Raw genomic sequence first — 12,605 nt, forward strand, 5'->3', positions numbered from 1 at the left:
AGATTTTTATAATTATATTAAAGAAAGGTTGCTGATGGTAGGGTTGAAAGAGAATAAAATAACACTTTACGGTTTTAATAATCTTACAAAAACACTTAGTTTTAATATCTATGATGTTTGTTATGCAAAGACGGAAAAGGATAAGCAGGATTACATTGCTTATATTGATGAGCAATATAATTCTGAACGTCTTACTAAAATTTTATGTGATGTAACTGAAATTATAGGAGCTCATGTGCTAAATGTTTCTAAGCAGGATTATGAACCTCAGGGAGCTAGTGTTACTATTCTCATTACTGAGGAGGCTATTCCAGTCCATGTAATTGACCCGAGCTGTAATAAGGGAAACTTAAATTGTGTTGCTTTAAGAGATAGCGTTGTAGGACACCTAGATAAAAGTCATTTGACTGTGCATACCTACCCAGAATTTCATCCTGATAATGAAATAACTACTTTCAGAGTTGATATAGATGTCTCTACTTGTGGTACAATTTCACCTTTAAATGCTCTAAATTACCTTATATCAAGCTTTGACTCTGACGTAATAACTATTGACTATAGGGTTAGGGGCTTTACAAGAGATGTGGAAGGAAATAAATATTATATGGACCATGATATAAATTCTATACAGAATTATATAGATAAAGAAACTCTTAATAAATATGATGCTATTGATGTTAATGTTTATCAATCAAATATATTTCATACTAAAATGATGTTAAGTGAGATAAATCTAAGCAATTATCTGTTTAATAAAGATATTCGCGAACTTTCTCCTAATGAACGTCGTGAAATTAGAGATAAAATTTCTCGCGAAATGATTGAGATATATTATGGAATGAATATTTACAGGTGATTTTTGGGGGTGATAATAAAATGAACAAACTTAAACATGAAGCTGCACCTATACATGATGCTTTAATTGACTACAGGAACACTAGAATCGTCTCCTTTGATGTTCCAGGTCACAAGCAAGGAAAAGGCAATATAATGCTTAGGGATTTTTTAGGAGAGAAATGTCTTTCTGTAGATGTCAATTCAATGAAGCCTCTAGACAATCTAAATCACCCCACATCTGTTATTAAAGATGCAGAGGATTTAGCTGCAGATGCTTTCAAATGTGATAGAGCTTTTTTTATGGTAAACGGTACATCCTCTGCTGTACAAGCAATGATAATGAGCGCATGTAATGAAGGCGATAAAATAATTATGCCTCGAAACGTTCACAGGAGTGCAATTAGTGCTGTTATATTAAATGGTGCTATTCCAGTATATGTGAGTCCAGGCATAAATAAAGAGCTAGGCATTCCCCTAGGTATGTCTGTAAAGGATGTTGAAAAAGCAATAATTGAAAATCCAGATGCTAAAGCCGTTTTTGTCAATAACCCAACATATTATGGTATTTGTTCAAATCTAAAGAGCATTATTGATATTGCACACAAACATAATATGCTTGTTTTGGCAGATGAGGCACATGGAACACATTTTTATTTTGGTGAAAATCTCCCACCTGCTGCTATGCATTTAGGAGCAGACATGTCAGCAGTAAGTGTCCATAAAACTGGAGGCTCATTGACACAGAGCTCTTTATTACTGGCAAATACTAAGAGAATCAATCCAGGCTATATAAGAACCATTATAAATCTAACACAAACTACAAGTGGTTCTTATCTTTTGCTATCCTCTCTAGATATTGCTCGAAAAAATTTAGCATTAAACGGTAAAGATATCTTTGCAAAGGTTATAGAACTCTCAGAATATGCTAGAAAAGAAATAAATACAATTGGTGGATATTATGCTTTTTCAGAAGAAATTATAGACGGTGACAGTACCTATAATTTTGATAGAACTAAACTCAGTGTCCATACACTAAATATAGGTCTAGCTGGTATTGAAGTATACGATATGCTGCGTGATGATTATTCTATTCAATTGGAATTTGGTGATCTAGCTAATTTCCTTGCTATTATTTCAGTAGGTGATAGCTATTTTGCTATTGAAAGGCTTGTATCAGCACTTGCAGAAATAAAACGCACACATTCAAAAAGCAAAGCTAATATGATTGAGCATGAATATATTTCACCAGTAGTCAAGGTTTCTCCTAAAGCAGCTTTCTATGCTAATAAGAAAAAAATTAGGTTGACAGAAAGCGTTGGCCTGATTAGTGGAGAATCTATTATGTGCTATCCACCGGGAATACCTATTTTAGCACCTGGAGAAATGATAACTAAGGAATCTGTAGATTATATATTATATTCAAAGGAAAAAGGTTGTCTTCTTACAGGAGCAGAGGATATGGGAGTAGAATATATAAATGTTTTAGATATTTAAGGAGGTGCATTTAATGGATTTATGGTATACAGAAGAACATACTGATACTGTTAGATTTTCAATAAAAGTCAAAAATCAACTATATAGCAATGAGAGTCCCTTTCAGCAAATAGATGTATTTGACTCAGAGGAATTCGGAAAATTTCTTACTCTTGATGGACTGATGATGGCAACTGAAAAAGATGAATTCATCTATCATGATATGATTGTCCATGTTCCTATGGCAGCAAAGCCTGATGTTAAAAAGGTACTTGTCATAGGTGCAGGTGACGGAGGTACTGTTAGGGAATTGACACGTTATGATTCTATTGAAAAAATAGATATGGTTGAAATAGACAAGATGGTTGTCGAAGTCTGCAAGGAATTTTTGCCTCAAACTGCTGAAAAGCTTGACGACCCAAGGGTCACATTGTATTTTGAAGACGGACTTAGATTTGTTCGTTCAAAGGAAAATGAATATGACCTTATTATAGTGGATTCTACTGACCCTATTGGACCTGGAGAAGGATTATTTACAAGGGAGTTTTATGGAAATTGTTATAAAGCTCTTAATTCCGAAGGAATTTTAGTTAATCAACATGAAAGTCCATATTATAAGGAATATGCTAATTCAATGAAAAGGGCACATAAGAGAATAAGAGAGCTTTTCCCTATTTGTAAGGTTTATCAAGCACATATACCGACATATCCATCTGGTCATTGGCTTTTTGGATTTGCATCAAAGAAAATAGATCCTATTGCTAACCTTGATGCAGATAAATGGAATGCCTTAGGAATAAAAACTAAATACTATAACACAGAGCTACATAAAGGCTCTTTTGCATTACCAAATTACGTAAAGGAAATGATAGAAAATGACAATAAGTAAAAATTATCAGAACTTTATTGGCTGTGACAAAGCATACGATGAAGCAAATATAGTAATTTTCGGTGCTCCTTATGATGGTACTACTTCATATAGACCTGGAACTAGATTTGCTGCTAAGGCAATGAGAGCAGAAAGTATTTTAGGCTTTGAAACCTACAGTCCATATCAAGATAAGGACTTAACTGAAATATCTGTATTCGACTATGGGGATTTAGTGCTTCCTTATGGGGGACCTCATCTAATATTAGATATTATCTCTGATTTTACTAGAGATGTCCTGTCAGATAATAAGATACCTGTTATGATAGGTGGAGAGCATTTAGTAACCTTGGGAACAGTGAGAGCTTTAGTAGAAAAATATCCTGATTTACATGTTATTCATTTCGATGCTCATACAGATTTACGTCATGAATTTTTCGGCAAGGAATTATCCCATGCCACTGTAATAAGGAGAGTTTGGGATCTTGTAGGAGACGGCAAAATATTTCAAATGGGTATTCGCTCTGGCGACAGATCTGAGTTTGAATGGGCTAAAGAGCACTTACATCAAAATAGATATAATTGCGATACTATAGATTATATTATTGAGCAGACTAAAGGAAAGCCGGTATATGTTACTATTGATTTGGACGTGCTAGATCCTTCTGTTTTCCCTGGAACAGGTACTCCTGAACCTGGCGGAATAGAATTCTCTACACTCTTAAATTGCATATTAAAAATGTCTGAACTAAATATAGTTGGGGCAGATATTAATGAACTATCTCCTCACTATGATCCTAGTGGCTCTTCAACTGCTGTAGCTATTAAAACCTTGAGAGAATTATTATTGGTAATAGAAAAATAGAAAAAGCCCGCAAATTTGCGGGTTTTTTACTTGCAATCCTATATATAGTGTTTGAGAATATTAATTTTATTCTTCATCAACCTCATCTATTATTTCAACAACTCCAAATAGAATTCTCATAAAATCCTGCCTATCATTTAGTACTCGAATAATCTTAACGGTTTTCTCCTCGTTTCTATAAAACACATAATTTTTTTCAATTACTAGATATAGATAATCAGTCGGTACATCAATTAAATTAGCAAGTGGCCTTCCCATAAGTGGAAATTCCTCCAAGTTTCTAATCTTCGTTGTTATCCTCTTTAATATTTCCTTTGTCAAGTTTTCGCTAAATTCTGCCCGAATATAGCTTTTAGTTCTTAATAAATCTTCTTTTGCTTTCGGTGAATACTGCACTTTATACATTTCTAGATACCTAAAGCCGTTTCTATATCATTTACAGATAACCAGCCTTCCTCTCGTGCAGCTTTTTCACCCTCCTCTAGATTGGCTAATAGTTTTAGTGAGGCTTTCATCTTCTCATAATCCCCAATATCCAAAAGTACATACTTTCCTCTACCTTTTTTAGTAAGAAAAACTGGAGATTCATTTTGACAAGACTTCAAAACTTCATTATAATTTCGTAAATCGGACACTGGTCTAATATTAGCCATAATATCAACTCCTTTTCTTTATTATATTCAAAAATGCTGTAAAATACAAGTTGCATTTTACAGCATTTTTGAATATAATTTTAAGTTCTCTTTGATAATTTAAACACATTTCTATTATGAAAAAAGTATCGCGAACTACTTAAATAAGTAGTTTTGCGATACTTCTTTTTATGCTGTCTCTTCTTTATTAGATTTTTTAGCCTTTTTCTTTTTTCTCTTATCAGAAAGAACAAGAGTTGGTTCTTGCTTGTTTGCTATTGTGTCTTTTGTAATAACACATTTTTCAATGTCTTCTCTAGAAGGTATGTCATACATTATGTCTAACATTATCTCCTCTAGTATTCCTCTAAGACCTCTTGCTCCTGATTTTCTTTCTATAGCCTTTTCAGCTACTACCTATGATAGACAGAGAGCATTTAGTAACCCTGGGAACAGTGAGAGCTTTAGTAGAAAAATATCCTGATTTGCATGTTATCCATTTTGATGTTCATACAGATTTACGTCATGAATTTTTCGCAAGGAATTATCCCATGCCACTGTAATAAGAAGAGTATGGGACCTTGTGGGAGATGGGAAAATATTTCAAATGGGTATTCGTTCTGGTGACAGATCTGAATTTGAATGGGCTAAGGAGCATCTACATCAATGTAGATATAATTGCGATAATATTATTGAGCAGACTAAAGGAAAACCAGTATATGTAACTATTGACTTAGATGTATTGGATCCTTCGGTTTTCCCAGGAACAGGAACTCCTGAGCCAAGTGGCTCTTCAACTGTTGTAGCTATTAAGACCCCGAGAGAATTGTTATTGGTAATGCATAAGTAATATGAAAAACTCGCAAGATTGCGAGTTTTTTAAGTTTGTTAAAATTTATTTGTTATGTTTCTTATTAGATAGGTGACTCTCGAAATATAAGAGTAGACATCCTAATAATATTATTGCAACGAAAGAAAAAAGGCTCTTATTTTCATTAAAAAAACTAGTGCTAATAGTGCCTTTTTGCATCAGGTAATCTACTGTTATATCTTTATAGCTAGTATCTAGAAAATAAACTCTAGGCAAGCTTTTAGTATCTTCAGAGACTATGAACAAACTAGTAAAATAGCTATTTTGGTCAATTGGTTTATTATACTTTTTGTTATCTAGCGCTATTTGAACATAAGATATTTTCTTTTGGTGATTTTTACCGCTAACTAAGATGTATCTAGTACCGTTATTTTCAAAGTCATGCAAGTCAAAAGCTAAAGAATCCCATGATTTCACTTTTACTATTTTATAATGATTAATTATACCCTTTTTTAAATCAGCACGTCCAAGTTTATTATCATTATCATATGTAAATAATATAAATCTCAATGAGTCGACATCACAAAAAGTTTGAATATTTAGATCCGCAATGGAGGTATATTTTCTAAGAGTAGTTTCGGTAATTTTGATGTCATCATTAAGAGGGTAGTTTAACAGGCATATTAAAAACAAACCTAAAAGTATAGTTAAAATAATAATTATTTTTTTAATAAACTTGTACATTTTATTTATTTCCTCCAATTGATATGATGTGTTTCTTTAATTCTTAAACAAAGAAAGGAAAGGTAGTAAAAATCCAAATAACTAACTCATATGAGTTAGTTATTTGAATTTTTTATCTTGAATAAAAAGTATCTTTGTCTTGCATTGTATCTATTTTCCATGATGGACCAAAACTTAAAGACATGTTATTAGCGTCTATGCTAAGTTTAGGAGTAAAAACAAGATAACTATGCCCATAAGCCCAAGATAATTGAATGGCAGTTGTATAAAGGTCCCTGTTAAAAAGTTCAATTTGCATATATCCGAATTCTGCATTATCACTCATTGGCGGCACACTTCTTCTGAGTGGGAAACTAAATGATATCGCGTTATCATTTACTAATATTCCGTCTATAGCTTCTTCAGTGAAATCTTCTAATCCACTTAACATGTACCCTACTCCTGCATCTACATAATCTTCATTACATATAAGGTTACCAGAGTTAGCTTTCCATGCCATACCAATGGCATCAGTATGATTATTAATAGGAGGCTCAGTCCATTCCCAGAACATCACAGCTCTAAACCTAGTTTTAACACTTACTCCACTATAGTTTCTAACATCATGTTTAAAATCATATGACGATAGTTCAAGATCTAAATCACCACCTATTGCAAGTAAAGATTCTTGGGAACCATCGTAATTTTTTATAGCCTCAACTCTATTGGCACTGTAACCTAAACTATAAAGCTCTTCTTTACTTTTCCTACTTAATTCTTCGACTTTTAACTTAAAGTCATCAACATAAGATTTTTGTTGAGAATCATGAATATTAGTATTATCAATTTGTTCATATAACTCATATTCACTAATACTCACTTTATACTCTGCAGGTCTACTCTTCAGATACTGATAAATTTCTTCTGATGGCATTTGTTTGATATCCAGTTCTATAGCTGATGAAGAGTTTGAAAAAACTCCTAAACTAAGAAAAATAATTAATGAAAATGCTAAGACTTTCAACATACGATTCTTAAGATTCATATTCATCTACCCCTTAAATAGATTTTATTTAATCATATGTAAAGCGCTCCACATAAATAGAAAAATTTTCCCTTACTGTCACTTTACCACTTTTTATCCAGGAAGTAAATGTACTTTTTGTTAAAAACTTAATATAGTTCCAAAGTACTAGCTTAAAATATCTATTCCAATGGCTAAAAATTCTCTAATTTGGCTAATATATAGTTTATAATAAAGATTTTACATATGAATGTAGATTCGGCCTATACTACCATTATACTTTTGACTAGCAAATTTCTCAAAACTTCCCACAAATATATTACGTTTTTAGCATTGGAACAAAAACACTATTATTATTACTAGCTTTAGCAATCCTTTAAGCAGTCTATAAGATTACAATTGGAGTATTTTTAGTATCAAATATCTTATCTCATTGTGTAATTTTACCACTATTTTATATTATTCTAGTCTACATACCTAGATTTTGTACAAACAAAATCATAATATTTTCCTAAGTTTACCATGGTATTGTTGCCAAAAAACAACTAAAGGTGAGAATAGCCCGCCTATAGAAGTGTTTTTTACCCCTAAAAAATTCTATGAAAGGCGGTATCTCACCTATGAAAAGTATATCAATTATCTGCTGCTTTTATAGAGGTACAGCTGGAACAAGTTTCTATGTTTTTTGATCCAAGTAATACCTCTTGTACAAATAGGTTTGAGGATTTATTAAAATCAACTACCTTTAAATTCAAGGAACATCTGCCTAAAAATAACTTGATTATCCGAGCTGATTCAGGATACGGATCTTTTGAAAATATACAACTACTTAAGGCTACAGGAACAAAGTTTATTGTAAAAGGTTTTTCAATCCAACAATCAAAAAATCTTGAAAAGTCAGTACAAAACCAAAGGATCAATATCCAAGTGCATGTTGCAGAGATTCTTACTTCCACAAATCTAGGAATTATTGTCTGCGAATTTGTTGGTAAAAGTGGACAAATTAAATACTCTCATTTACTCACTAACATAAAGGCTTGAGAAATGAATGCAACCGAGCTATATCATTTTTACAACAAAAAACAAACTATAGAAGCTTTTCTTAAAGTCTGTAAAACAGTATATGGAATTAAGAATTTAAGGACATTTAAATTCTATGGTATATATGGTTTTTTATGGCAGTATTCATAACCCATAACTTGATTACATTAATGAAAAATACTACATTTAGCTCATCTAACCTTCAAGATATGAGTATTCAAACATTGTTTAACAAGTTAGGAAGTATCACTGCTAAGATAATAGAACTAAAAGATCGTATTGAAATTGTTTTATCAAGTTTATCAGAACTAGCAAAATTATTTGTTGAAGCTTTGCAACCTAAGTATGTCCAATTAAACTTCCACGATTTGTTAAATGCAGCTTAGCTATTTGTACAAAACTTAGGTACTTCAATAAGTAGTTTTGCGATACTATAGATTATATTATTGAGCAGACTAAAGGAAAACCGGTATATGTTACTATTGATTTGGACGTGCTAGATCCTTCTGTTTTCCCTGGAACAGGTACCCCTGAACCTGGTGGAATAGAATTCTCTACACTCTTAAATTGTATATTAAAAATGTCTGAACTAAATATAGTTGGGGCAGATATTAATGAACTATCTCCTCACTATGATCCTAGTGGCTCATCAACTGCTGTAGCTATTAAAACCTTGAGAGAATTATTATTAGTAATAGAAAAATAGAAAAACCCGCAAATTTGCGGGTTTTTTTATGCTGTCTCTTCTTTATTAGATTTTTTAGCCTTTTTCTTTTTTCTCTTATCAGAAAGGACAAGAGTTGGTTCTTGCTTGTTTGCTATTGTGTCTTTTGTAATAACACATTTTTCAATGTCTTCTCTAGAAGGTATTTCATACATTATATCTAGCATTATTTCTTCTAGTATTCCTCTAAGACCTCTTGCTCCTGATTTTCTTTCTATAGCCTTTTCAGCTACAACTTCTAAGGCATCATCATCTATTTCTAGCTCTACTCCATCCATGTTAAATAGCTCCTTATATTGCTTAACTAAAGCATTTTTAGGCTTAGTTAATATCTCTATAAGAGCTTCCTTATCTAAGAGATTTAGAGTAACCATTACTGGAAGTCTACCAACAAACTCTGGTATCAGTCCAAACTTAAGCAAGTCTTCAGGCTGTAAATGTTTTAACACCTCACCTACATCCTTAATCTCTCTGCTTTGTATTTCAGCACCAAAGCCCATGGATTTTTTGCCTATTCTTCTTTGGATGATATTTTCTAATCCATCAAAAGCTCCACCAACTATAAATAAGATGTTTGTAGTGTCTATTTGAATAAACTCTTGGTGTGGATGCTTTCTGCCGCCTTGTGGAGGAACGCTAGCTACTGTCCCTTCAAGTATTTTAAGTAAAGCCTGTTGAACTCCTTCACCACTTACATCTCTAGTTATAGATGGATTCTCTGACTTCCTGGCTATTTTATCTATCTCGTCTATATATATTATACCCTTTTCTGCTCTCTCTATATCATAATCAGCAGCTTGAATAAGCTTTAGCAATATGTTCTCAACATCCTCACCCACATATCCTGCCTCAGTAAGAGACGTAGCATCTGCAATAGCAAAAGGAACATTTAATATTCTAGCTAATGTTTGTGCTAATAATGTCTTTCCCGAGCCAGTAGGCCCAATCATAACTATATTACTTTTTTGGAGTTCTATGTCATCAGATGCTGATTTTCTATTAATTCGCTTGTAATGATTATATACAGCGACAGCTAAAGCCCTTTTTGCTCTATCTTGTTTTACTACATACTCGTCCAAAACCTTTTTTATGTCTGTAGGTTTTGGCAGCTCTTTCATCTCAAGTTCAAAAGTATCTTCAAATTCCTCGTCAATTATTTCCTGACATAATTCAATACATTCATCACATATATACACATTAGGCCCTGCAACAAGCCTTCTTACTTGTTCCTGAGATTTACCACAAAATGAACACTTAAGCTGCTTCTCTTCATATTTTGGCATGGTTCACCTCTCCTAACTAACCTTATTTCTTAAATACTATCACTTCATCTATTATACCATAATTTTTGGCTTCTTCGGCAGACATAAAATTATCTCTATCTGTGTCTTTAGAAATTTTTTCTAGAGGTTGCCCAGTCCTATCACTTAGTATCTTGTTTATTTGATCTCTTGATTTCAATATTCTCTCTGCATGAATTTTAATATCCGCAGCTTGCCCTCTTGTGCCTCCTAAAGGCTGATGTATCATAACTTCAGCATTTGGAAGTGCAAATCTTTTTCCCTTAGCTCCTGCTGTAAGTAAGAATGCTCCCATACTTGCTGCCATACCAATGCATATAGTTGAAACATCTGGTTTTATATACTGCATAGTATCGTATATTGCAAAGCCTGAGGTAATGGATCCTCCAGGGCTATTTATATATAGCTGAATGTCTTTATCTGGATCCTCGGCTTCAAGAAACAAAAGCTGTGCTACTACAAGGCTTGCAGTAACATCATTAATTTCATCGCTAATAAAAATAATTCTTTCCTTTAAAAGCCTTGAATAAATATCATATGATCTTTCTCCTCTATTTGTTTGTTCAACAACCATTGGAACTAAAGCCATGTTATCTCCTCCCAACTTACTTATTAAGACAATTTAGCTTCTTTAGTTAAGAACTCAACTGTCTTTCTTTTAATTATACCCTTCTTAATATACTCTAAATCGTTATCTTTTATGTTGGATTTAAACTTTTCAACATCTTGATTGTATTGCTTAGCAATACTTTCTAACTCTTCATTTAGTTCTTCATCTGTAGCTTCTATTCCTTCTTTTTCAGAAATAGCTTCTAATACTAAATCAACCTTTACTAATTTTTCAGCATTTGGTTTAAATTGTACTCTTAAATCTTCAACTTGTGTGCCAGTTATCTCTAAATATTTTTCGAATTCTAGTCCTTGATATCTTAGTCTGTATGCAAAATCATTTATATCATCATCAATTTGTCTTTCAACCATAACTTCTGGAATATCTATTTCGCTCAACTCTGCTACTTTTTCTACTACTTTATTTTCATTTTCAACTTTTTCTTTTTGCTCTGCTTGTTTCTTAAGTTTATTCATTGTATCAGATTTTAATTCATCTAGTGTATCAAATTCACTTACATCTTTTGCAAATTCGTCATCAAGAACTGGTAACTCTTTCTCTTTTATTTCATGTATTACAACTTTGAAAATGGCATCTTTACCTGCTAATTCATCTGCATGATATTCTTCAGGGAATGTAACCTTTACTTCTACTTCTTCTTCCTTATTTTTTCCTACAAGTTGGTCTTCAAATCCTGGAATAAATCTACCAGATCCAATTTCAAGAGGTTGATTTTGTGCTGTTCCTCCTTCAAATTGCTCTTCTCCAACAAATCCTGAATAATCAATAGTTAAAATATCGCCTTGTTTTACTGGTCTATCTCCAGCCTCTATAATCCTTGCATTTCTCTCTTGCATTTTCTTTAGTTCTGCATCTAAGTCATCTTCTGTAACATTATACTCAGTCTTTTCTACTTCTATACCCTTGTATTCGCCTAGTTTAACTTCAGGCATTACTGTAACATCAGCTATAAATACTACTGTTTTTCCTTTTTCAATATCTTCAACATCTATAGATGGTCTATCTACTGGGTCAAGTTTATGTTCTTCTATAGCTTTATCATATGCTTCTGGAAATACAATGTTTATTGCATCTTCATAAAAAATTCCTTCCCCATAGTTCATTTCAATTATCTTTCTAGGAGCTTTTCCCTTTCTAAATCCTGGGATATTGAATCTTTGCTTATTTTTCAAATAAGCCTGTTGAACACCCTTCTCGAATGTTTCTGCATCTACTTCAATTTTTAAGGTAACAACATTGTTTTCCTTTTTTACTACTGTTGAACTCATCTAATTTCCTCCTTAAACCTTTATATTAGTCTCTTTAATTCACACCTATTTATATCATCGACATGCTAATCAAATATATATCCGAAAGTCTGTGTCTATGTATAGTGTGAATATACCCATTTTTAAAAAATTCCTATATACTGCAAACAATATTTATGTCATTTTCAATTATAAGGTTACAATTGGCGTAAATTAACCATTCTCATAATTAACCACTATATTATATCATAAATTCTTCCCATGTCCAATTGTAGCATACATTTTTTCAAAAAATATATAAAAAAACCAATGGAATATACCATTGGCTGTTGTGGTGCGGGAGAGAGGACTTGAACCCCCACGTCAATGACACTAGATCCTAAGTCTAGCGCGTCTGCCAGTTCCGCCACTCCCGCGTAATTTGTTTT

The 12,605-nt window shown here is 32.6% G+C and carries 12 protein-coding genes, 1 tRNA gene and 3 pseudogenes; 7 read left to right on the top strand and 9 right to left on the bottom strand.

The features are described 5' to 3' along the window. Window positions 1-34: 34 nt before the first annotated feature. Genes speD through speB form a run of 4 tightly spaced genes read left to right on the top strand, consistent with a single transcriptional unit; the run spans window position 35 to window position 4,043 of the window. The gene (gene speD, locus QO263_RS17350; RefSeq protein WP_285624191.1) at window positions 35-856 is read left to right on the top strand and encodes an adenosylmethionine decarboxylase; all 822 of its coding nucleotides are present in this window, start codon (window positions 35-37) and stop codon (window positions 854-856) included. 20 nt (window positions 857-876) lie between these two features. Continuing rightward, complete coding sequence (locus tag QO263_RS17355) at window positions 877-2,331, top strand: aminotransferase class I/II-fold pyridoxal phosphate-dependent enzyme (protein WP_285624194.1); 1,455 nt, start codon at window positions 877-879, stop codon at window positions 2,329-2,331. A gap of 13 nt (window positions 2,332-2,344) precedes the next feature. Further along, a complete protein-coding gene (speE, locus tag QO263_RS17360; RefSeq protein ID WP_285624196.1) occupies window positions 2,345-3,199 on the top strand; it encodes a polyamine aminopropyltransferase in 855 nt (284 codons plus the stop codon). Further along, complete coding sequence (gene speB / locus QO263_RS17365; protein ID WP_285624198.1) at window positions 3,186-4,043, top strand: agmatinase; 858 nt, start codon at window positions 3,186-3,188, stop codon at window positions 4,041-4,043. The genes speE and speB overlap by 14 nt, the downstream gene beginning before the upstream one ends. 66 nt (window positions 4,044-4,109) lie before the next feature. Here speB and QO263_RS17370 read toward each other — a convergent pair whose 3' ends face one another. The 3 genes and pseudogenes from QO263_RS17370 to QO263_RS17380 all read right to left on the bottom strand — a co-directional run. After that, window positions 4,110-4,448 carry a type II toxin-antitoxin system RelE/ParE family toxin gene (locus tag QO263_RS17370; protein ID WP_285624200.1) on the bottom strand — a complete coding sequence of 113 codons (339 nt, stop codon included), beginning with the start codon at window positions 4,446-4,448 and terminating at the stop codon, window positions 4,110-4,112. Window positions 4,449-4,450: 2 nt separating this feature from the next. Beyond that, complete coding sequence (locus tag QO263_RS17375; RefSeq protein ID WP_285624203.1) at window positions 4,451-4,696, bottom strand: type II toxin-antitoxin system Phd/YefM family antitoxin; 246 nt, start codon at window positions 4,694-4,696, stop codon at window positions 4,451-4,453. 168 nt (window positions 4,697-4,864) lie between these two features. Further along, window positions 4,865-5,089 (bottom strand): annotated as a pseudogene (locus QO263_RS17380) (ClpB D2-like domain containing protein); the annotation flags it as partial. A gap of 5 nt (window positions 5,090-5,094) precedes the next feature. On the opposite strand from QO263_RS17380, the pseudogene QO263_RS17385 reads away from it, so the two are divergent. Then, window positions 5,095-5,525: pseudogene (locus tag QO263_RS17385) on the top strand (arginase family protein); the annotation flags it as partial. A gap of 45 nt (window positions 5,526-5,570) precedes the next feature. Here the strand turns inward: QO263_RS17385 and QO263_RS17390 are convergent. Continuing rightward, entirely contained in the window at window positions 5,571-6,230 is a 660-nt protein-coding gene (locus QO263_RS17390; protein ID WP_285624209.1) for a hypothetical protein, read from the bottom strand. A 112-nt stretch (window positions 6,231-6,342) separates the two neighbouring features. Beyond that, window positions 6,343-7,254 carry a hypothetical protein gene (locus QO263_RS17395; RefSeq protein ID WP_285624213.1) on the bottom strand — a complete coding sequence of 304 codons (912 nt, stop codon included), beginning with the start codon at window positions 7,252-7,254 and terminating at the stop codon, window positions 6,343-6,345. 657 nt (window positions 7,255-7,911) lie between these two features. Here QO263_RS17395 and QO263_RS17400 point away from each other — a divergent pair. Together QO263_RS17400 and QO263_RS17405 are read left to right on the top strand one after the other, a co-directional pair. Beyond that, complete coding sequence (locus QO263_RS17400; RefSeq protein ID WP_285624216.1) at window positions 7,912-8,274, top strand: transposase; 363 nt, start codon at window positions 7,912-7,914, stop codon at window positions 8,272-8,274. Window positions 8,275-8,698: 424 nt separating this feature from the next. Then, window positions 8,699-8,980: pseudogene (locus QO263_RS17405) on the top strand (arginase family protein); the annotation flags it as partial. Window positions 8,981-9,006: 26 nt separating this feature from the next. On the opposite strand, the gene clpX reads toward QO263_RS17405, so the two are convergent. From clpX to QO263_RS17425, 4 genes are all read right to left on the bottom strand, one after another. Next, entirely contained in the window at window positions 9,007-10,281 is a 1,275-nt protein-coding gene (gene clpX / locus QO263_RS17410; RefSeq protein ID WP_285624219.1) for an ATP-dependent Clp protease ATP-binding subunit ClpX, read from the bottom strand. Window positions 10,282-10,303: 22 nt separating this feature from the next. Then, entirely contained in the window at window positions 10,304-10,888 is a 585-nt protein-coding gene (gene clpP, locus QO263_RS17415) for an ATP-dependent Clp endopeptidase proteolytic subunit ClpP (protein ID WP_285624222.1), read from the bottom strand. 23 nt (window positions 10,889-10,911) lie between these two features. Beyond that, window positions 10,912-12,198, bottom strand: a complete 1,287-nt coding sequence (tig, locus tag QO263_RS17420; protein WP_285624225.1) for a trigger factor — start codon at window positions 12,196-12,198, stop codon at window positions 10,912-10,914. 311 nt (window positions 12,199-12,509) lie between these two features. Continuing rightward, window positions 12,510-12,593, bottom strand: a tRNA-Leu gene (locus tag QO263_RS17425). Window positions 12,594-12,605 lie beyond the last annotated feature (12 nt).

The organism is Proteiniborus sp. MB09-C3 (genome assembly GCF_030263895.1).
Lineage (GTDB): Bacteria > Bacillota > Clostridia > Tissierellales > Proteiniboraceae > Proteiniborus.